Origin of the sequence: Streptomyces sp. RKAG293, from assembly GCF_023701745.1 — a bacterium.
Classification (GTDB): domain Bacteria; phylum Actinomycetota; class Actinomycetes; order Streptomycetales; family Streptomycetaceae; genus Actinacidiphila.
In genome coordinates this window covers 5835877-5856756 of record NZ_JAJOZB010000001.1, presented here as the reverse complement: position 1 = coordinate 5856756, position 20880 = coordinate 5835877, and the positions used below count along the sequence as shown (strand labels likewise).

Annotated in this window: 15 protein-coding genes and 1 pseudogene; 3 read left to right on the top strand and 13 right to left on the bottom strand. The window is 72.4% G+C overall.

What is annotated here, in order from left to right; genetic code table 11:
* Nucleotides 1–2 precede the first annotated feature (2 nt).
* Nucleotides 3–1645: pseudogene (locus LNW72_RS26260) on the bottom strand (TerD family protein).
* Nucleotides 1646–1715: 70 nt separating this feature from the next.
* Nucleotides 1716–2288 carry a M48 family metallopeptidase gene (locus LNW72_RS26255; RefSeq protein WP_250977612.1) on the bottom strand — a complete coding sequence of 191 codons (573 nt, stop codon included), beginning with the start codon at nt 2286–2288 and terminating at the stop codon, nt 1716–1718.
* 222 nt (nt 2289–2510) lie between these two features.
* Between LNW72_RS26255 and LNW72_RS26250 the strand changes: the two genes are divergently transcribed.
* Together LNW72_RS26250 and LNW72_RS26245 are read left to right on the top strand one after the other, a co-directional pair.
* On the top strand, nt 2511–3695 hold the full coding sequence (locus tag LNW72_RS26250; RefSeq protein WP_250977611.1) for a TOMM precursor leader peptide-binding protein: 1185 nt from the start codon (nt 2511–2513) through the stop codon (nt 3693–3695).
* A gap of 20 nt (nt 3696–3715) precedes the next feature.
* Complete coding sequence (locus LNW72_RS26245) at nt 3716–5065, top strand: AarF/ABC1/UbiB kinase family protein (protein ID WP_250977610.1); 1350 nt, start codon at nt 3716–3718, stop codon at nt 5063–5065.
* 15 nt (nt 5066–5080) lie between these two features.
* Here LNW72_RS26245 and LNW72_RS26240 read toward each other — a convergent pair whose 3' ends face one another.
* The 5 genes from LNW72_RS26240 to LNW72_RS26220 form a co-directional block, all read right to left on the bottom strand.
* Entirely contained in the window at nt 5081–5278 is a 198-nt protein-coding gene (locus LNW72_RS26240) for a hypothetical protein (RefSeq protein WP_138350955.1), read from the bottom strand.
* 150 nt (nt 5279–5428) lie between these two features.
* The gene (locus LNW72_RS26235; RefSeq protein ID WP_250980319.1) at nt 5429–5689 is read right to left on the bottom strand and encodes a hypothetical protein; all 261 of its coding nucleotides are present in this window, start codon (nt 5687–5689) and stop codon (nt 5429–5431) included.
* Between the two features lie 62 nt (nt 5690–5751).
* A complete protein-coding gene (locus LNW72_RS26230; protein ID WP_164298475.1) occupies nt 5752–6111 on the bottom strand; it encodes a WhiB family transcriptional regulator in 360 nt (119 codons plus the stop codon).
* 126 nt (nt 6112–6237) lie between these two features.
* Complete coding sequence (locus LNW72_RS26225) at nt 6238–6546, bottom strand: hypothetical protein (RefSeq protein WP_374117329.1); 309 nt, start codon at nt 6544–6546, stop codon at nt 6238–6240.
* 133 nt (nt 6547–6679) lie between these two features.
* Nucleotides 6680–8884 carry an ATP-dependent DNA helicase UvrD2 gene (locus tag LNW72_RS26220; RefSeq protein WP_250977609.1) on the bottom strand — a complete coding sequence of 735 codons (2205 nt, stop codon included), beginning with the start codon at nt 8882–8884 and terminating at the stop codon, nt 6680–6682.
* A 175-nt stretch (nt 8885–9059) separates the two neighbouring features.
* Between LNW72_RS26220 and LNW72_RS26215 the strand changes: the two genes are divergently transcribed.
* On the top strand, nt 9060–9302 hold the full coding sequence (locus tag LNW72_RS26215; RefSeq protein ID WP_138350959.1) for a mycoredoxin: 243 nt from the start codon (nt 9060–9062) through the stop codon (nt 9300–9302).
* Between the two features lie 80 nt (nt 9303–9382).
* Here LNW72_RS26215 and nudC read toward each other — a convergent pair whose 3' ends face one another.
* The 6 genes from nudC to LNW72_RS26185 all read right to left on the bottom strand — a co-directional run bounded on the left by nudC (nt 9383) and on the right by LNW72_RS26185 (nt 20692).
* The gene (nudC, locus tag LNW72_RS26210) at nt 9383–10321 is read right to left on the bottom strand and encodes an NAD(+) diphosphatase (protein ID WP_374117328.1); all 939 of its coding nucleotides are present in this window, start codon (nt 10319–10321) and stop codon (nt 9383–9385) included.
* An 88-nt stretch (nt 10322–10409) separates the two neighbouring features.
* The gene (locus tag LNW72_RS26205) at nt 10410–11828 is read right to left on the bottom strand and encodes a M20/M25/M40 family metallo-hydrolase (protein ID WP_250977608.1); all 1419 of its coding nucleotides are present in this window, start codon (nt 11826–11828) and stop codon (nt 10410–10412) included.
* 51 nt (nt 11829–11879) lie between these two features.
* Nucleotides 11880–15413, bottom strand: a complete 3534-nt coding sequence (locus tag LNW72_RS26200) for an ATP-dependent DNA helicase (protein ID WP_250977607.1) — start codon at nt 15411–15413, stop codon at nt 11880–11882.
* A gap of 143 nt (nt 15414–15556) precedes the next feature.
* Nucleotides 15557–16366, bottom strand: a complete 810-nt coding sequence (locus tag LNW72_RS26195) for a hypothetical protein (protein ID WP_250977606.1) — start codon at nt 16364–16366, stop codon at nt 15557–15559.
* Between the two features lie 82 nt (nt 16367–16448).
* Nucleotides 16449–17186: a hypothetical protein gene (locus LNW72_RS26190; protein ID WP_250977605.1), complete on the bottom strand. Its 738-nt coding sequence runs from the start codon at nt 17184–17186 to the stop codon at nt 16449–16451.
* Between the two features lie 95 nt (nt 17187–17281).
* Nucleotides 17282–20692, bottom strand: coding sequence for an ATP-dependent helicase (locus LNW72_RS26185; RefSeq protein ID WP_374117422.1), 3411 nt, complete (start codon nt 20690–20692; stop codon nt 17282–17284).
* Nucleotides 20693–20880: the final 188 nt, after the last annotated feature.

Below are 20880 nucleotides of genomic sequence, written 5' to 3'. Positions count from 1 at the left end.
GGTCACACCTCGTAGGGCTGGACGACGATGAAGTTGCCGGGAGCGCCGCGGAACTGGAGGTTCACGGTCTCTCCGCTGTGGCCGGGGTAGGCGTTCCTCCGCAGCCGGACCTGGCTGGAGATGATCACCTGGGAGGCCGCCGACCAGGCGACGATCGCATTGCAGTCCGCGTACGTGGTCGGGGTGACGGGCAGCACCACGGGGGTGCCATGGGTCTTGACGATGATCGTTCCGGTGCCCTGGAACTGCATCGTGAACAGCGCGCCGCCGGGGATGCCGTGGCCCTCGATCCTGCGCACCTCGTACTGCAGGCTCTCGTCGAAGGCGAGCACGTTCTCCGAGGAGACGCAGATGGCGTCGCCCTGGAGTTCGATCGGGTGCAGGTGGGCGCCGTTCTCCGCGAAGAAGACCTGGCCCTGGCCGGTGCAGCGCATCAGCTGCAGCTCCTGGCCGGTGGCGCCGCCGACGATCCGGCCGGCGAACCCGGCGCCCTTGTAGCTGTATTCGACCTTGCCCTGGTAGAGCACCATGCTGCCCTGGCGGGCGAGCACCGGCTGGCCGCCGGCCTGCGAGAGGTCGGCCCGCATCATCTTGTTGTTCTGCTGCGTCCACCGCTGGCCGGTGGGCGTCTCACGGAACTTCTGCATGGCGCCGGAGATCCCGCCGGCCGGCTGGCCCGCCGGCGGCTGGCCGTACGGTGCCGGCTGGCCCGGTACCTGACCGAACTGCGGCTGGCCCGGCGGCTGGCCGAACTGCGGCTGCCCGTACTGCGGCGGGCCGGGAGGCTGGCCGAACTGCTGGCCCGGGGGCGGTCCCGGCGGCGGGACCTGGCCGAACTGCGGCTGGCCCGGCGCCTGCGGCGGGGTCGCCAGCGGCGCGATCATGGTCTGCTGCTGGTGTATCGACGGGTTGCCCGGGGGCGGCGTGAACCCCTGCCCGGCGGCGGGACCGCCGAAGGCGGGCGCGGGCTGCGGGGGTCCGGGCGGACCTCCGAAAGCCGGTGCGGGCTGCGGCGGGCCGGCCGGCGCGCCGAACGAGGGGCGGGCGCGGCACCGCCGGGCGGCGGCGCGAAGCCCGGGGCTCCGGCCTGCTGCGGAGGCGCGGCGGCCGGCGCCTCTTCGGCGACCTCGCCGCCGAAGTTGCGCAGCAGCGCGTCCAGTCCGCCGTCGAAGCCCTGGCCGACGGCGGCGAAGCGCCAGACGTCCTTGAGGTACACGTCGGCGAGCATCACCGCGCGCTCGGTGCTGAACTCGGCGCCGGTGAAGCTGTAGCGCGCGACTTCCTCACCGCCGGCGACGATCCGGATGTACCCGGGCCCGACCTGCGACATCTGGCCGTTGCCGTCGATGGTCGCGGTGAAGGAGAGCTTGCGGATCTTGGGGGGAATCCGGTCGAGCGTCACACGGAAGGACTCGCTGTCCCCCGCCTGCGCGCCGAGCTGCTGGATGGATTCCTCGGGCGACTTGGGCTGGTTGAAGAAGATGAAGTAACTGTCGTCGGACAGTTGCTCCTTCTCGTCGAGCCCGAAGCAGCTGATGTCGAACGACAGGCCGGGTCCGGCGATCTGCACACCGATGTACAGATCCGTCCCCGCCGTGAGATCACTGATCTTGGCCTTGTGGCCACGCTGGAATTCCCTGGCCATACGAACGACCGTCCCCCATCCCGTAAATACATGTGCGTTGCGACAGGCTAGCCCCTGGCCCCGACAGCGGCTATTCCTCGCGGGTGGGCAGCTCCGGCAGCCGGCCGGCCGCCACGACCCCCTCCAGATATCCGCGGGCGCGTTCGGTCCGCGGATACGACTCCAGCAGCTTCCAGAAGCTCGGGCCGTGGCCCGGTACCAGCAGATGCGCGAGTTCGTGCAGCAGAACGTAGTCGATGACGTACTCGGGCATGCCCTGCAGCCGGTGCGAGAGCCGGATGCTGCCCTCGGAGGGGGTGCAGGACCCCCAGCGGGAGTTCTGGTTGGTGACCCAGCGGACGCTGTCCGGTTCGGCTCGGGCGTCCAGGTACTGCTCGGAGAGCTGGGCGGCGCGGGCGGACAGCTCGTCGTCGCCGAGGATCCGCTTGCTCTCCTGCGCCGCGAGCTTCTCGAGCATCACCGTCACCCAGCGTTGCTCCTCCGCGACCGACATCCGGGCCGGGATGAGGACGACGGTGCGGTCCCCCTCGCGGTAGGCCGAGACCGTCCGGCGCCTTCGGGCGCTGCGGCGCACTTCGACCTCACTCGTCCGGGAGGTGAGGGACTGCTGGCTGGAGAGGTCATGCGCGGGGTCGGCGGGCACGCTCCGACGTTACCGGGTGGGGGTCCGCGAAGTCCCGTCCCCAGGCCGGTGGACGAGGGAATCACCTCGCTTCGTGCGCATATTGAACGACTATCCCTCACAACCTGTGGATAACTTTTCGTCACCGTCGGCGGCCGCGTGCATTCTGTGACTGCCGCATTACAGCGATGCGGAACTGGCGCGGATCTTGAATGGATTCGCGGTGATCCACCGGGGGTGGCCATGCGTCCCATGCTCAAAACCGCCATGCGGCGCAGTTGGCGCAACCGCGAGAGCGTGCAGTTCGGAATTGATCCGGCGCACGCGGTCGTCCTGGACTCGGTCGACGGCGCGGCGGCGGGATTCCTGGATCTGCTGGACGGCACCCGCGGGGCGGCCCTGCTGACCCGGGACGCCGAGGCGCTGGGGCTGGGAGCGCAGCAGGTCCGGCAGTTGCTGGGGCTGCTCGCCGAGGGCGGCGTGCTGGACGATGCGGCGGCGCATGCCCGGCTGTCCGAGGCGGTCCGGCACCGGACTGCGGCGATCGACCGGCTGCGCCCCGACCTCGCCGCGCTGTCCGTCGTGCACACGGGCCCCGGCGGCGCGGCCGGCCGGATGCGGGACCGCCGGGCGGCGCGGGTGCGGGTCCGCGGCGCGGGCCGGGTCGGGGCGGCCGTCGCCGCGCTGCTGTCGGCGGCCGGCGTCGGCCGGGTGGAGGTGCTGGACGGCGGACGGGTCGAGCCGTGGGACGTGAGCCCGGCCGGGATCCCGGCCGAGCACATCGGTGAGCGGCGGGACGCGGCCGCCCGCGGGGCCGTGCGCCGGGCCGCGCCCGACCCGCGCGCGGCGGCGCTCGGCCGGCGGGGACCCCGGGCCGGGCGCGGACCGGGATCCGGGTACGGACCCGGGCGGGAGCCGGAGGATTCCCGGCTGTCGCTGGTCGTGGTGGCCCCGCGCGACGGGCTGGCGGCCTACGCCCCGGAGCCCCGGGAGGCGGAGCGGCTGCTCGCGGCGGGCATCCCGCACCTCTATACGGGCGTCGTCGAGGGCATGGGAGTGGTCGGCCCGCTCGTCGTTCCGGGTCGTACCGGTTGTGCGGGCTGTCTGGCGCTGCGGCTGGCGGACGCGGATCCCGCGTGGCCGCGGATGCTCGCCCAGCTCAGATCGGGCCGGGCACCCGCGGTGCCGGCCTGCGACATCGCCCTGGCGACGACGGTCGCGGGGCTCGCCGCCGCCCATGCGCTGGCCTTCCTCGACGGCGGCAGCCCCCCGAGTTCCGGGGCCCGGGTGGAGATCGCGCTGGCCCGGCTTTCCATGGAAGTACGACCGGTTCCCGGTGACATCAGATGCGGTTGCGGTGCCGGAAGCGACGCGAGGACGGTGCTGCCCGCCGCGCCGCGAGTGCGGAGAGGCACAATGGCCGGGTGACCGACGGGAAAGAGGAGCGCATGTCTGATCTTCCTCGTAAGGCGGTGACTCGCACCGCGAAACTGGCCGCGCTCCCCCTGGGGTTCGCGGGCCGCGCCACACTCGGGCTGGGCAAGCGGCTGGGCGGTCGTCCCGCCGAGGTCGTCGCGAGCGAACTGCAGGAACGCACGGCCGAGCAGCTGTTCAAGGTGCTCGGAGAGCTCAAGGGCGGGGCCATGAAGTTCGGCCAGGCGCTGTCGGTGTTCGAGGCCGCGCTGCCCGAGGACGTGGCCGGTCCGTACCGGGCCGCGCTCACCAAACTGCAGGACTCCGCGCCGCCGATGCCCGTCGGCACCGTGCGCAAGGTGCTGGCCGAGCGGCTGGGCGCGGACTGGCGGGAGCTGTTCACCGAATTCGACGAGACTCCGGCCGCGGCCGCCTCGATCGGCCAGGTGCACCGCGCGGTGTGGCACGACGGCCGGGCGGTGGCGGTGAAGGTGCAGTACCCGGGCGCCGGGGCGGCCCTCCTCTCCGACCTGTCCCAACTGGGCCGGGTGGCGCGGCTGTTCGGTCCGCTCATCCCGGGGATGGACATCAAGCCGCTCATCGCCGAGCTGCGCGCCCGGGTCTCGGAGGAGCTGGACTACGAGCTGGAGGCACAGGCGCAGCACGCCCATGCCGCGGAGTTCGCCGGCGACCCCGATGTCTCGGTGCCCGATGTGGTGCACCAGGCCGATCAGGTCCTGGTCACCGAGTGGATGGACGGCGTGCCCATGGCCGAGGTGATCGCCAAGGGCACCCAGGAGCAGCGGGACCGGGCCGGCCAGCTGCTGGCGCGCTTCCTGTTCGCGGGCCCGGCGCGTACCGGGCTGCTGCACGCCGACCCGCACCCCGGAAACTTCCGGCTGCTGGTGGACGACGGCCCCGCCGAGGGCTGGCGGCTGGGCGTGCTGGACTTCGGGACGGTGGACCGGCTGCCCGACGGGCTGCCGCTGCCGATCGGCACCGCGCTGCGGCTGGCGCTGGAGGGCGACGCCGAGTCGGTGCACGCGATGCTCCGTCAGGAGGGCTTCGTCCGGCCGTCGATCAAGCTGCGCCCGGACGCGGTGCTGGACTATCTGCGGCCGATCATCGAGCCGGCCGGATCCGAGGAGTTCACCTTCGTCCGCAGCTGGATGCGGGCCCAGGCGGCACGGATCGCCGATCCGCGCTCGCCCGCCCATCAGTTGGGCAAGCAGCTGAACCTGCCGCCGTCGTATCTGCTGATCCACCGCGTGACCTTGAGCACCATCGGCGTCCTGTGCCAGCTGGGCGCGACGGTGCGGCTGCGCGACGAACTGCTGGAGTGGCTGCCGGGCTTCGACGCCGGTGGGGCGGCGGAGTCGGCGTGACCACCGCGCGGGCAGCTACCACCAGGAGGAGTCGAGACGACCTTCGATACTGCGGAGGTTCTCCCGGCCGCACCGGTCACAGAAATAGACGCGCCGGCTGTTCTCCACGGAGCAGGTCCAGGTGATCGGCAGACCCTCTTCGACGGCACCGCAGCGCGCGCACGTCGTCGTCTGGGCAGTCCCGACCCGGTTGTGCTGAGTCTTCTGGTCCACTTGGCGACGATACCTCTCCCAGTGCCCGTAAATACGCCGTAACGCACCGCGGGGCCGGTCCTTTCGGACCGGCCCCGCGGTGTTCGCTGTGGCACGGAGTGGTGTTACCCGGCCGCTGGTGTGCGGCCGTTGGAGCGTGTCTGCCGCTGATTACTGCATGACGGCCATCGCCAGCGCACGGCGGGCGCGCAGCGACACTCGTTCGGCCCGGCGCTGGAGCCGGCGGGCCGACACCAGTCGAAGGGCCTGACGTTCGTGCTCTGCCTCGTAGAGGCGTTGTTGCATATGGGCACGTGCCAAGGCTTCTGGCATGAGTTGCATTTCGAGGTTCCTGTTCTGGCGGGCGCTGTACGCGCCGGAGGTGTGTCGGGAGGCTTCGGTGGCGTGCGCCACTTCTGTGGAGGGGTTCATGGGGACCTGCTTCTTCGGGTCGTGCGTCAGGGGTCGGTCGACGGTTCCTACGGTGCTGGTGTTCACACCGCTACTGCGTTCTTGCGCGGACGGCCACGGGGCCGCTTGCGGGCTACGACGACGCCCTGGATGAAGAGCTCTCCACCCCAGACGCCCCAAGGCTCACGGCGGTCCTTCGCACCGGCGAGGCAGGCCTCGCGGACGGGACAGGTCTGGCACAGCGACTTGGCGTACTCGACGTCGGCCGGGGACTCCGCGAAGAAGACCTCCGGGTCGTAGGTCCGGCAGGGGACGGGTACACCGAGGCGCTCGATTTCGTCATCGAGCTCGGTCAGGGGCAGCAACGGGACCTCCGAGTGGACCGCGGGCGGGGGGAGCGGGTCTGTGGGCGATACGGACGGGGCGTGCGGGGTGGCATGCACGGTCTTGGTGTTCCTCGTCTGTCTGGTCCGGCCGGGTGGGCCGGTGGTTCGGCTGGAGAAAACAAAAGGGCCGCGGATCCCGGTCTGGGATTCCGCGGCCCTGGAAGGTGCCGGTCTGATCGTCGATCAGACTGGATCGCTCCAGGGTTCGAGCCCGCGGAAGGCCCACATCGAGAGGTGCTGCTGCTTCTGTCCATTTGTGCTGTGACCGGCACCGCCGGGCGTGAAGACATAGGCCTGGGCCTTCGTCTCCCGTACTGCCGGTGCCTTGGTCGCTCGCTCACTGCGCTCGCGGATCGAGAGTTCCGCGATGGAAGCCAGGCGCAGAGCCGGGGCACCGGACATACCGGTGCCGGGCAGCGGGGAGCCGAGCGGGCAGGTGGCGACGACAACCGGACGATCGGTCATTTTCACGTTCTCGAAGTTGATGGTCACGGGTCTTCGCCTCCTCTCGGCGTCTCGTAGGGCCTGTGGTGCTTGGTCAGTACATCACGATCTCCCCGGCTCTTGGAAGAGCCGCAGTGACCGTGCTCCGGAAGGCTATGGGGACTTCCTCGCCGGGCGCAAACTATTTTTCTGGTTCTTCTGCAACAGCTTCGTCACCGGCTCCGGTGCCGGCATCCCCGCCGGTGCAGAGCGCCAGGACCTCGGCGCCGTACTTGTCCAGCTTTCGGCTGCCGACTCCGGCGATCGCGGAGAGCTCGGCCGGTCCCCCGGGCCGGACCTCGGCGATGGCCAGCAGCGTCTTGTCGGTGAAGACACAGTACGCGGGCTGGCCCAGCTCCCTGGCCTGCTCCATGCGCCAGTCGCGCAGCCGCTCGTACAGCCCCTCGTCCAGATCGGACGGGCAGTCCTCGCAGCGCATCAGCTTGATCTCGCCGGCCTCCGACAGGGTGCGGCCGCAGACCCGGCAGCGCACCGGGCCGCGCTTGCGCTTGGCGGCGGCCACTCCGCGCTCGATGCCACCCGTACCGGCCGCGAAGCGGTTTCCGGTGCCGCGCGTCGCGGAACCGGGCCGCAGGCCGTCCAGGAAGCGTGAGGGCTTGCGGGTGGCGCGTCCGCCGGGCGAGCGGGAGAGCGCCCAGGACAGGAACAGATGGAGCCGGGCCCGGGTGACGCCGACGTACAGCAGCCGGCGCTCCTCCTCGACCTGCTCGTCGGTCTTGGCGTACGTGATCGGCATCATGCCCTCGGTCAGCCCGACCAGGAACACCGCGTCCCACTCCAGGCCCTTGGCGGCGTGCAGCGAGGCGAGGGTGACGCCCTCGACCGTCGGGGCGTGCTGGGCGCTCGCCCGCTCGTCCAGCTCCGCGACGAGATCCGACAGGGTGGCCTCGGGGCGGGCCAGCGCGAAGTCGTCGGCGAGCCGGACCAGCGCGGCCAGCGATTCCCAGCGGTCCCGGACCGCGCCCGACCCGGCGGGGGCCTCGGCCGTCCAGCCGCGGGAGCTGAGGACGGCCCTGACGTGCTCGGGCACTTCCGTGCCGGCCATCCCCGGATCGGAACCGGCTCCGGCGCGGGCGGCGCCGCGCAGCAGCAGCCCGGCCTCGCGGACCTCGGGACGGTCGAAGAACCGCTCCGCCCCGCGCAGCTGGTACGGCACCCCGGCGTCGGCGAGCGCCTGCTCGTAGACCTCGGACTGGGCGTTGATGCGGTACAGGATGGCGATCTCGCTGGGCCGCACCCCGCCGGCGATGAGCTCCTTGATCCGGCGGGCGGTGCCCTCGGCCTCGGTGGGCTCGTCCACGTACTCGGTGTAGCCGGGCTCGGGGCCCGGCTCGCGCTGCGAGACCAGTTCCAGCTGGTGCTGGGCCGCCTGGCCCTTGGCCTGGGAGAGCAGCCCGTTGGCCAGCTGCACCACCTGGGGGGTGGAGCGGTAGTCGCGGACGAGCTTCACGACGGTGGCTTCCGGGTGCCGGGAGCGGAAGCCGAGCAGGTAGTCCGGGGTGGCGCCGGTGAAGGAGTAGATGGTCTGGGAGGCGTCCCCGACCACGCAGATGGTGTCCCGGCCGCCGAGCCACAGGTCCAGCAGCCGCTGCTGGAGCGGGCTGACGTCCTGGTACTCGTCGACGACGAAGTGCTGGTACTGGGAGCGGATGGTGTCCGCGACGTCCGGGCGCTCCTGCAGGACGCCCACGGTGAGCAGCAGCACGTCCTCGAAGTCGATGACGCCGCGGTCCCGCTTGAGCTGCTCGTACGCCGTGTAGATCTTGGCGATCTCGGCCGGGTCCCGGGGGACCTCACGGCCGGACTTCGCGGCGGCCGCCGGGTAGTCCTCGGGAACGGTCTGGGTGACCTTGCACCATTCGATCTCGCCCGTCACGTCCCGCAGCTCGCTGCGGTCCAGCCGGATCCGGCAGCGGGCGCCGGCCTCGGCGACGAGCTGGACCTTGCGCTCGACGAGCCGCGGCATCTCACCGCCGATGGCGCGCGGCCAGAAGTACTGGAGCTGGCGCAGCGCGGCGGAGTGGAACGTACGCGCCTGGACGCCGCCCGCGCCGAGCTGGCGCAGCCGGCCGCGCATCTCCCCCGCCGCGCGGGCGGTGAAGGTGACCGCGAGCACACTGCCGGGCTGCAGTATCCCCGCCCGCACCCCGTAGGCGATCCGGTGGGTGATCGCCCGGGTCTTGCCCGTGCCGGCGCCGGCCAGCACGCAGACCGGCCCGTGCAGGGCGGTGGCGACCTCGCGCTGTTCGGGGTCGAGCCCGTCGAGCACGGCGTCGGGGGAGTCCGGTACTGCTGGGAAGAGCGAGGTGTGCGTTGGTGCGGTCACCCCGCCATGCTGCCAGGTCCGCGGAGGCGGTCGGGAAAGTTATCCACAGCTGAGGTGCGATTGTCGGACCGCGAGCGGTGGGGAAGGGGTGACATCGGGGGGCCCAGGAATGCCCGGAGCAGGGTCAGCGTTCTTCCGATCGACGATTCCACCTGCTTGTGAGGAGCGGACACCCATGTCGGGCACTGTGACGATGTACAGCACCACCTGGTGCGGATACTGCCGTCGGCTCAAGGGCCAGATGGACCGCGAGGGCATCGGCTACACGGAGATCAACATCGAGAACGACCCGGAGTCCGCGGCGTTCGTCGAGAAGGTCAACGGCGGCAACCAGCTGGTCCCCACCGTCCTCTTCCCGGACGGCTCGGCGCTCCCGAACCCGTCGCTGGCGCAGGTCAAGCAGAAGCTCGGCGTCTGATCCCGCGGCCCGGTCCCACCCGCATCCGCCGGGGCGCGCCCGCGCCCCGGCGGAGTGCTGTCCGGGACGCGGCGACGCGGCTATCCGGCGGCCGGGAACGGGCTGCCGTACCAGAGCTCCATCAGACGGGCGGCGATCGAGATGCCGCCGGGCGGCAGGATCTCCCCGGACTCGATGCCCTTGCGCAGGTCCTCGCGGGAGAACCAGCGGGCCTCGTGGATCTCCTCGCCGTCGACCTGGATGTCCGGGGAGGTGGCGCGGGCCATGAAGCCGAGCATCAGACTCGACGGGAACGGCCACGGCTGGCTCGCGACATATGTCACGTCGCCGACCGCCACCCCCGCCTCCTCCGCCGTCTCGCGGACCACGGCCTGCTCCAGCGACTCGCCCGGCTCCACGAAGCCCGCGAGCGTCGAGAAGCGCCCTTCCGGCCAGTGCGCCTGGCGGCCCAGCAGCGCGCGGTCCTGGTCGTCCGTCACCAGCATGATCACGGCCGGGTCGGTGCGCGGGTAGTGCTCGGCACCGCACGCCTGGCAGCGCCGGATGTGGCCGGCGGCGGCGATGACGGTGCGCTCGCCGCAGCGGGAGCAGAAGCGGTGCATCCGCTGCCAGTTCTCCAGCGCGACGGCGTGCACCATCAGGCCGGCCTCCAGCGGGGAGAGCAGCCCGGCCACCTCGCGCAGCCCGGCCGCCCGCGCCACGTCGTCCATCCGGCCCGGCAGCGCGTCCTTCTGCAGCGCGAAGTACCGCACGCCGTCCTCGCCGATGCCGAGGAAGTAGCGGTGGGTCTCGGTCTCGGGTGCGTCGAAGGCCGGGACCATGACGAGTTCGGTGGTGCCGTCCTTCTCCTCGACCAGGACCTGGCCGCCGGAGACGACGAAGACCCGGGTCGTCGGATGGCTCCAGGCGGCGGCCAGCCAGGCCTCGTCGAGCCGGTGGTGGGCGGCGCGGTCCACGCCCGTCTGGGCGAGGGCCAGCGGCTGGGTTGACAGGTCGATCTCGGACAAGGCTGCTTCCAACTCCCCGTGCGTACATGCGGTACGCGGTTGCGCGGCTGTCGTTGTCAGTGACTGGTGTCGGTGGGGCGCGCCGGTGGCGCCGGCGGTGTCACCCGGTGACGTCGGCGGAGGCGGGACGCCAGTTCTCGGCGAGGTCGCCCCACAGGTAGGCGGCGGTCTCCACACCCTTGAAGAGGAGGTCGAGCTCGACCTTCTCGTTCACCGAGTGCCAGCCGTCGGACGGTACGGAGATGCCCAGGAACAGCACCGGCACACCCAGCACGTCCTGCAGATCCGCGGCCGGTCCTGAACCGCCCTCGCGGGTGAAGAGGATCTCCTGCTGGAAGGCCCGGCCCATCGACCGGACGACCGACTGCAGCGCCGGGTGGTCCAGCGGGGTCAGGCAGGGGCGGGTGGTGCCCCAGAACGTGACCTCGTGGCGGATGCCGTCCGGGAGCCGGGCGGCGACCCAGTCGGTGACGAGCTGCTGCACCGCGCCCGCGTCCTGGCCCGCGACCAGCCGGAAGGACAGCTTGAGGTGGGCGGAGGCCGGGACGATGGTCTTGCCGCCGGGGCCCTGGTAGCCGCCGTAGATGCCGTTGACCTCGGCGGTCGGCCGGGCCCAGATGCGCTCCAGGGTGGTGTGGTCCGCCTCGCCGAGCGCCCCGTGGGACTTGGCGGTGCTCAGCCAGCGCGACTCCTCGAACGGCAGCGCCGCGAAGAGCTCCCGCTCGCGCGCGGTCAGCTCGACGGCACCGTCGTAGAACCCCGGGATCGCCACCCGCCGGTCGTCGTCGTGCAGCGCGGCGACCAGCCGGGCGGCCTCGGTGGCGGGGTTGGGCACCGCGCCGCCGAACGAACCCGAGTGGATGTCCTGGTCGGGCCCGTACAGATCGACCTGGCAGTCGGCCAGACCGCGCATGCCGGTGCAGACGGTCGGGGTGTCCTCCGACCACATGCCGGTGTCGGAGACGATCACCGCGTCGCAGGCGAGCCGGTCGGCGTGCTTCCGGATCAGGGTGAGGAAGTTCGGCGAGCCGGACTCCTCCTCGCCCTCGATCAGCAGCTTGAGGTTCACGGCCGGCGCGGTCCTGCCGGTCGCGGCGAGGTGGGCGCGCAGGCCCAGCGTGTGGAAGAGGACCTGGCCCTTGTCGTCGGCCGCGCCCCGGGCGTAGATCCGGCCGTCGGCGGTGTGCGGCTCGAACGGGTCGGTGTCCCAGCCGTCCTCGCGGGCGGCGGGCTGCACGTCATGGTGGCCGTAGACCAGCACCGTCGGCGCCTGCGGGTCGCCGGACGGCCACTCGGCGAAGACCGCCGGCAGCCCGTCGCTCTCCCAGACCTCGGCGGTCGGGAAGCCGGTCTCCGCCAGCTTCGACGCCAGCCATCGCGCGCTGCCCAGCACGTCGTCCGCACGGTCGGGGTCCGCGGAGACGGACGGGATCCGCAGCCACTCGACGAGGTCGGCGAGGAACGCGGAACGGTGGGCGTCGATGTAGGCGTGGACTGCGCTGTCCGGGGCGGTACTCATGACGTCGAGCCTAACCGGCGCGCCGGACCCCTCCGGCCGGAGGTGGCGGCATCAGCCCGGCTCGTCGAGCAGCAGCCGCTCCAGGGCGGCGCGGTCCGGCAGGGACGCGGGCCTGACGACCTCACCGGTACGGACATAGAGGAACGCGGCGGTCACCCGGTGCAGGGGCAGTTGGTGCTGCTCGGCCCAGGCGAGCCGGTAGAGGGCCAGCTGGAGCGGGTCGGCGGAACGGGAACGGTTGGTCTTCCAGTCGACGATCTCGTAGGTGGCGCCCGCGCCGGTGTCCCCTTCCCCGCCTTCGGTGCGGTAGACGGCGTCGATCCGGCCGCGGATCATGCGGCCGGCCAGCGCCAGCTGGAAGGGCGCCTCGACGCGGTACGGCGCGAGGTCGGCGTACGGAGTGCCGAGGAACGCCTCCTTCAGGGCGGCCAGGTCCCGCTCGTCGTCGATCTCGTCACCGCCCTCGACACCGGGCAGGTCCTCCGGGGCGAAGAGCGGCCGCTCGTCGAAGCGCGACTCGACCCAGGCGTGGAAACGGGTGCCGCGGCGCGCCGCGGGCTGCGGGGCGCGCGGCATGGGGCGGGCGAGCTCGCGGGCGAACCCGTCCGGGTCGGCCGCCAGCCGCATCAGCTGCGAGGCGGTGAGGACGGGAGGCACCGGCACGTCCCGGACGGTCGCCCGGGCGCGCCGCAGCTCCCCGGCGAGAGCGTCGAGGTCACGGTCCCAGGAGGCGACGAGTCGGGACTCCTCGGGGAGCAGCCGCGCCCGTGCGGGGGCTCCGGCAGCGGTGGCGAGGCCGGCGACCGTGTGGCCGGGGTCGACGGGACGCTCCGGATCGGACCCGGGATCGGGAACGTGCTCCGGATCGGGCTCGGGGCGCCCGGGATGTTCGGGATGTTCGGGATGTTCGGGATGTTCGGGATGTTCGAAGCCTGCGGGACGCTCCGCCGAGAGCTCGTCCCAGTCGGCGTCCTCCCACTCCTCCTCGTCCGCCCAGGCAGGCTCGTCCTCTGTCTCCGCTTCCACGTCCGCGGACGTGCCCGCTTCCGCGTCCGCGAACGCGTGCTCCTCCGGCGCGTCCAGGTACGCGAGCACCGTCCTGGCCGCCTGGCGGCGGCGGTCGAGGGCGGTGGGGTCGAGCGGGAGCGGCCAGGCGTGCTCGACGGAGGTCTGCAGCGCCGGATTGAGAGCGCCGTCCTCGGGGGGCTCCGTCCAGTGCTCGATCTCGCCGTGGCCCGCCTCGCAGTGCCCGCGCAGCGCGTCCAGGAAGGCGGACGGGCCGTACGGGGTCTTCTGGGTGGGCCCCCACCAGTAGCCGGAGCCGAGCAGCAGCGAGCGCGGCCGGGTGAAGGTGACATAGCCGAGGCGGAGTTCCTCGATCCGGTTGTGCTCCTTCATCGCGTCACGGAACTGGTCGAGGCCCGCCTTCGACCATTCGTCGACATCGGGGAGGGTCGCCGCGTCGCCGCGCAGCGCGTGCGGCAGCACCTTGGCGTTGGCGGTCCACAGCTCGCGGCCGCGCTCGTTCGGAAAGCCCTTCTTCACCAGCCCCGGGACGGCCACGACGTCCCATTCCAGGCCCTTCGACTTGTGCGCGGTGAGCACCTTCACCGTGTTCTCGCCGCCGGGGAGCGAGCTGTCCAGGCCCTTCTCGTACTGGGCGGCGGTGCGCAGGAAGCCGAGGAACGCGAGGAGGGTCGCCTCGCCGTCGAGGGAGGCGAAGTTGGCGGCGATGTCCAGGAAGGCGTTCAGCGTCTCCTTGCGGCGGGCCGCCAGCGCGTGCGGGGACGCGGACAGCTCGACCTCCAGGCCGGTGACCGCGAGCACCCGGTGCAGGACGTCCATCAGCGGGTCGGCCAGCGCGCGCCGCAGATCCCGTATCTCGGCCGCCAGCCGGGCGAACCGGACCCGCGCCTCGGGCGAGAACGGCAGCTCGTCGCCGGGGTCGCCGTCCAGGAACGTCTCCAGGGCGTCGGCCAGCGACACCACCTCGGCCGGGTCGACGCCTTCGACGGCCGCCGCCAGCCGCCGCTCGGGGTCCTCCTCCGCGCCGCCGGCGCCGAACCGGACGAGGACCCGGGCCCGGCGGCCGAGCAGCGCCAGGTCCCGGGCGCCGATCCGCCAGCGGGGACCGGTGAGCAGCCGGACCAGCGACGCGTTCGCCGTCGGGTCGTGCAGGACCTCGCAGACGGCGACCAGGTCGGCGACCTCGGGCAGATGGAGCAGCCCGGACAGGCCCACGACCTCGACCGGGATGTCCCGGGCGACCAGTGCGGCGTGGATGTCGGCGAAGTGGCCCGTCGTACGGCACAGGACGGCGATCTCGCCGGGCTCGGTGCCGGTGCGCACCAGGTGCGCGAGGGAGTCCGCCAGCCACTCGATCTCCTCGGCCTGGCTGGACAGCAGCGCGCAGCGCACCAGCCCGTCGCGCTCGGCGCCGGGCGCCGGGCGCAGCGCCTCGACGCCTTCGTGCCGGGCGCGCAGTTCGGTGGCGAGGCCGTTGGCGAGCTCCAGGAGGCGGCCGCCGCTGCGCCGGTTCTCGCTGAGCGAGAAGCGGCGGGCGGGGGTCCCGTCGGCGTTCGGGAAGTGCGCGGGGAAGTCGTCGAGGTTGGCGACGGAGGCGCCGCGCCAGCCGTAGATCGCCTGGCAGGGGTCGCCGACGGCGGTGACCGGGTGGCCGGTGCCCTCGCCGCCGAACAGCCCGGCGAGCAGCAGCCGCTGGGCGACGGAGGTGTCCTGGTACTCGTCGAGCAGCACCACCTTGTACTGCTCGCGCAGGATCCTGCCGACCTCCGGGCGGGTGCGGGCCACGGTCGCCGACAGGGCGATCTGGTCGCCGAAGTCCAGCAGGTCACGGCGCTGCTTCTGCGCGCGGTAGGCGGCGGCGAGCCCGGTGAGGTCCTGCCGGGCCTGCGCGGTCTCCGGCAGCTTGCGCAGGTCCGCGTTGGTGAGCTTGACGGGGGCCAGGGTGTCGAGCCAGCCGGTGTCGTGGGCGCGCAGCCGGTCGGGCGGGACGAGGTGCTCGTTGAGCTCGCCCTCCAGCGCCAGCAGGTCGCTGACCAGGGACGGCAGGCTCTTGGTCAGTGCCGGGTACGGGCCGGGCGCGGCCCGCAGCACCTTGGCGGCGAGCTGGTAACGGGTGGCGTCGGCGAGCAGCCGGGCGGTGGGTTCGAGACCGATGCGCAGCCCGTGTTCCTTGAGGAGCTGGCCGGCGAACGCGTGATACGTGGAGATCTGCGGCTCACCGGTCGCGCCCTCGCCGGCGGCCTCGCCGGAACCGGGAGGCGGGCCGATCGGATCCGGATCGGTGATCCCGGCTTGGACGAGCGCCCTGCGGACCCGCTCGGCGAGCTCACCGGCGGCCTTGTTGGTGAACGTCAGGCCGAGCACTTCCTCCGGGGCGACCTGCCCCGTCCCGACCAGCCAGACCACGCGGGCGGCCATCACCGTCGTCTTGCCGGAGCCCGCCCCCGCCACGATCACGTTCGGGGCGAGAGGTGCGGTGACGCACTCCATCTGCTCCGGGGTGAAAGGGATGCCGAGGAGCGCCTTGAGCTGCTCGGGGTCCGTGATGCGTGCTGCCACCCCAGTGAGGCTATCCGGCCCCACCGACAGCCGGCGGCCACCTGGGCACGGACCCCTGCCGCCGGGCGGTCAACCCGTGGTGTCCGTGCCCAGACCGACCCTGCCCGGGCGCCCGTGCTCAGGCGCCCGGGCTCAGGCGTCCGTCAGACGTTCTTGCCGCCGTCGCCCTGGAACTTGCTGATGTCCACCGTCTGGGAGGCCGGCGGGGCCACCGCCTTGACCGGCTTGTTGAAGTCGCCGAAGGTGGCGTGGCCCGGCTCCTTGCCGCCCTCGTTGACGATCTTCAACGGGTACGGCTCGCCCTGGGCCGCCACGTAGATGGTGGTCTTCTCCGAGCCACCGGCCTTCTTCTGGATGATCGTGACGACCGGCTGGCCGTCGATCGTGGTCGGGGGGCCCTTGGTGAAGGCGCCGTCATTGTCGTCCGACGAGATCCCGTCGAGGAACGAGTCCAGGTCGCAGAAGGACGCCAGGTCCTTGTCCTTGGCGGCGTCGCCCGGCACCTTCACCCACTTGCCGTGCAGCAGCTCGACCGTGGCGTCGCCGTCCTCCTTGCCGCCCGCTTCGCGCCAGAAGGTGTCGTTGGCCTTCATGTAGCTGGTGTGGTGCGTGCCGATGAACTGCATCGTCGACTTGCCCTGGCTCATCGCACCGGCGCACTCGCCCGCCTTGGACATGGAAGCCTTGAACTGCATCGGCTTTCCGGTGTCGATCATCGCGAAGTCCACCTTCACCGCAGTGAGGGACTTGAGTGCCGCCTCGGCCTTGTCCGAGATCTGCTGCGCGGTCAGGGCGTCGAGCCCCGTCGCCGCCGTGGTGCTCGCCGAGACGGACGGCTTCGGCTTGGAGCCGATCACCGCGTCGTCCGACGTGTCGCCCCCGCAGCCGGTCACTCCGCCCACCAGCGCCGCACAGACCACTGAGGCCGCCACGACGTTCCGCTGTACTGCCACCGGATTTCCCCTCCACCCACACGCATCCTGCTGATAAGCACAAGATAAACATGCGGGCGCAACGGGTTTGACCCCGGGCTGCTCAGACGTCGAGGCCCTTGTCCCCGCCGAACAGGCTGAGGTCGACCGTCTGGTTCGCGGGCGGGGCCGTGACGTTGACCGGTTGGTCGAAGGCCCCGAAAGCCATGGTCAGTTCGCCCTTGTCCGACGCGATCTTCAGCAGATAGGGCTTGCCCTTGGCCGCCACCGAGAGCGTGTTGGTCCCGTCCGGGTCCTTCTGCCTGATGGTGACGACGGGCTGACGCCCGATCGTGCCCGTGCCGCTCTTCGTGGACGAGGAGTGGTCCAGCTTCATCCTGCCGAGGAAGCCGTCGAGATCGCACGATGCGGCCAGCCGCCTGCCCGGGACCGAGACGGCGGGGAACTTGATCCACCGACCGCCGGCCAGCTGCCCGATGGACTTGCCCTTGGCGCCCAGCGAAGTCCAGTAGCCGGCATCGCCCTTGATGTAGGACGCCCCGTCGTCGGTTCGGATGATCTGCATCGTCCAGCCGCCCTGCCGCACAGCGGCGGCGCACTTGCCCCCCATGGACATCGCGATCCTCATCTGGGCCGGCTTGCCACGCAGCACTCCGGAGAAGTCCAGCGTCATGGAGCGCGCCGCATTCATCGTCTCCCACATCCGCCGGGATATCTCCGGCGCGGTCAGCCCCTCCAGGGAACCGTCCGACGTGGTGCCGGTCGCGGTCGCCGGCTTGGACGCCGCATGGACCGCCCTGCCGCGTTCCGCCGTGCCCTGACAGCCGGACAGCGCTCCCACGGCCGTAACGCAGACCACTACGACTGCGACAACACTGCGCCTCAACGCCACGACGGCCACTTTCCTTCAACCAACCCGCATACCCGCACTTGCCCTTACGTCGAACTGACGCACGAACAGCCGGAAGGGTTGCACGATCGAGGCAAAGTGCATGCGGGGACGCCACGGCCGTTACTCCACGACGTGCCGGCCCTCCGGCTGCGCGCTGCAGGCCGCACGGAACGCGCAGTGCGTGCAGTGCTGGCCGGTGGCCGGGGTGAAACGCTCGTCCAGGACCCGGCCGGCCGCGTCGGCCAGCAGGTCCTCCACCACCCACTCCCCTCGCCGCCGGCCTCCGCCGGCTCCACCGCCTCCACCCGCTTCTCCGCGAGCGGCTGCTGGCGCTGGACGGCCGGTACGGTGTCGCCGCCGTCCTTCTTCGCCGCGCCGAGGCGCAGCTGCACGAGTTCGGCGCCGCCCGGCAGCGGGCGGTCACCGCCGAAGAGCTCGTCGACCGCGCCCTCGCGGACCGCGAGCTGGTAGACGGCGAGCTGCGGGTGGCGCTCGACCTCCTTCGCCGTCGGCTTGGACTTGCCGGTCTTGAAGTCGACGACATAGGCGTTGCCGTCCGCGTCCGCCTCGACCCGGTCCATGCTGCCGCGGATCCTGACCTGCACCTCGCCCGCTTCGATGACGACGTCGAAGCCGTGCTCGGTGGCGACGGACGCCCGGCCGCGCTCCATCACGTGCCAGTGCAGGAAGCGTTCCAGCGCGTCCCGCGCGTTCCGCTTCTCCTGGAGGGACTTCCACGGCGCGTCGAAGGCCAGCGCGTCCCAGACGGTGTCCAGTCGGGCCATCAGTACGTCCAGGTCGGCGGGGGTCCGCCCGGAGGCGACCTCGTCGGCCAGCACGTGCACGACATTGCCGAAGCCCTGCGCGGCGGTCGACGGCGGCTCCGCCTTCACCTCGCGGCCCAGGAACCACTGCAGCGAGCAGGTGTTGGCGAGCTGGTCGAGCGCGCTGCCGGACAGCGCCACCGGCTGGTCGCGGTCGCGCAGCGGAACGGCCGAGCGCGTCGGCTCGTACAGGCCCCACCACCGGTCGGGGTGCGCGGACGGTACGAGCGCGTGCCCGGCGTCGTTCAGCGAGGCGAGCCGGGCCAGCCGCAGCGCGGCGGCCTCGCGCAGCGCCGGGGACGCGGCCGGGTCGACGGTGGTCGCGCGCAGCTCCGCGACGAGCGCGGAGACGGCCAGCGGACGGCGCGCCCGGTGCGTGACGTCCTGCGGCTCGACGCCGAGCTCGGTCAGGAAGCGGGACGGCTGGTCGCCGTCGTCCGCCGCCGCCTTGACCGCGGTGACGACCAGCCGCTCCTTGGCGCGGGTCGCCGCCACGTAGAACAGCCGCCGCTCCTCGGCCAGCAGCGCGCCGGGGGTGAGCGGCTCCGCGAGCCCGTCGCGGCCGATCCGGTCGGCCTCGAGCAGCGAACCCCGGCGGCGCAGGTCGGGCCAGAGGCCCTCCTGCACTCCGGCGACCACCACCAGCCGCCACTCCAGTCCCTTGGACCGGTGCGCGGTCATCAGGCGTACGGCGTCGGTACGGATGACCCGGCGGCTCAGCGTGTCGGCGGCGATGTCCTGCGCGTCCAGCTCCTCCAGGAAGTTCAGCGCGCCCCGGCCGCCGGTCCGCTCCTCGGCGCGTGCCGCCGTCTCGAACAGGGCGCACACCGCGTCCAGGTCCCGGTCCGCGTTCCGCCCGGCCGTGCCGCCGCGCGTCGCCGACCGCTCCAGCCGCTGCGGCCACGTCGATCCGTCCCACAGCTCCCACAGCGCCTGCTCGGCGGTGCCGCCGCCCGCCAGCAGCTCCCGCGCCTTCCGCAGCAGCATCCCGAGCCGCTGCGCGCCACGCGCGTACGCCGGATCGTGCGCCACCAGCCGCTCCGGCTCCCCCAGCGCCTCCGCGATCAGCAGATCGGAGGGCCGCGGCACGGCATGACCCGCGGCCCGCTCCTCCTCGCGCAGGGCCCGCCCGAGACGGCGCAGGTCCGCGGCGTCCATGCCGCCGAGGGGTGACGTCAGCAGGGTGATCGCGTCCTCGACGCTGACGGACGCGGGATCGGGATCGGGATCGGGGTCGGGCTCGGGATCGGGCTCGCCTGTGGAGTCGGCTTCGTTCTCTTCTGCTTCTGCCGGCTCCTCCGGTTCTTCGGGCTCCTCGGGCTCCTCGTGCTCGCCGATCCGGGTCTGGGCGGGTACGACGGGTGCCCCCTGCGCGCCCGCGGCGGCGACGCGCAGCGCCAGCAGGAGCGGGGCGACGGCGGGCTCATGCCGGAGGGGCAGATCGTCACCGTCTATCTCGATGGGGACACCGGCGGAGGTCAGCGCGCGGCGCAGGCCCGGGATGGAGCGGGCGCCGGCCCGGACCAGGACGGCCATGTCGCGCCAAGGAATGCCGTCCTCCAGATGGGCGCGGCGCAGGGTGTCGGCGATGCCGTCGAGCTCGGCGCCCGCCATGGGGTACGTGCGGACGGCGACCGTGCCGCCGTCCCGGACCGCGGTCAGCTCGCGGTGCGCGCGGACGGCCGCGGCGGGCAGCCGCGGCAGCGCCATCCGGCGGGTGACGAGGCGGGTGGCGTCCAGCAGGGCGGCGCCGGCGCGCCGCGAGACGGTGAGGACGTGGACGGGGGCGGGTCGGCCGTCGCGGCGCGGGAAGGCGTCCGGGAATTCGAGGATGCCGTTCACGTCGGCGCCGCGGAAGGCGTAGATCGACTGGTCGGGGTCACCGAAGGCGACGAGGGTGCGGCCCTGCCCGGCCAGCGCGCGCAGCAGCCGGACCTGCGCCGGATCGGTGTCCTGGTACTCGTCGACGAAGACGGCGTCGTACTGCCCGGCCAGGGCCTCGAAGACCTCAGGGCGCTCCGCGAGCAGCACCGCCCGGTGCAGCAGCTCGGCGTAGTCCAGGACGCCCTGGAGGTCGAGCACGTCCAGGTACTCGGCGAGGAAGGACGCGGCGGCCGACCAGTCCGGGCGGCCGATCCGGCGGGCGAAGTCCTGCAGCGCCGCCGGGCCCAGGCCCAGCTCACGGCTGCGGGCGAGCACGGCGCGCACCTCGTCCGCGAAGCCGCGGGTGGTGCGCGCGGCCCGCAGGTCGTCGGGCCAGTGGATCCGGCCGCGGCCGTCCTTCTCCAGCGCGCTCTGTCCCGCCAGCAGCTCACGGACGACGAGGTCCTGCTCGGGCCCGGACAGCAGCCGCAGCGGATCGGCGAAGAGTTCCGGCTCCTGGTGCGCGCGGAGCAGGGCGTAACAGAAGGAGTGGAAGGTGGTCGCCTGTGCGGTGGCCGTGCCCTCCATACGGGCGGCCATCCGGTCCCGGAGCTCGACGGCCGCCTTGCGGCTGAACGTCAGCACGAGGATCCGCTCGGGGGCGGTGCCGAGCCGCACCCGTTCGGCGACCGCCTCGACGAGCGTCGTGGTCTTGCCGGTGCCCGGTCCGGCGAGGACCAGCAACGGTCCCGACCGGTGCTCAACCACCGCGCGCTGTGACGCGTCCAGAACAGGAGGCGCGGTCCGCGCGGGCGGGGTCCGCAGCAGACGGTAGGCGGCGGTGCCCGTGTCGATCCCCCGGTGCGACGCGCGCTGCGCCGGTCGGAGGGAGGAGGAGGTCACGTGGTTCGCCGGTTCCGTGGGTGCTGTGGGTGGTTCGGGTGCCGCAGGTCCTG

Coding starts and splice junctions, on each gene's coding strand:
- LNW72_RS26250 (WP_250977611.1), top strand. CDS start 2,511: ATGCGTCCCATGCTCAAAACCGCCATGCGGCGCAGTTGGCGCAACCGC.
- LNW72_RS26245 (WP_250977610.1), top strand. CDS start 3,716: ATGTCTGATCTTCCTCGTAAGGCGGTGACTCGCACCGCGAAACTGGCC.
- LNW72_RS26235 (WP_250980319.1), bottom strand. CDS start 5,689: ATGAACCCCTCCACAGAAGTGGCGCACGCCACCGAAGCCTCCCGACAC.
- LNW72_RS26215 (WP_138350959.1), top strand. CDS start 9,060: ATGTCGGGCACTGTGACGATGTACAGCACCACCTGGTGCGGATACTGC.
- LNW72_RS26205 (WP_250977608.1), bottom strand. CDS start 11,828: ATGAGTACCGCCCCGGACAGCGCAGTCCACGCCTACATCGACGCCCAC.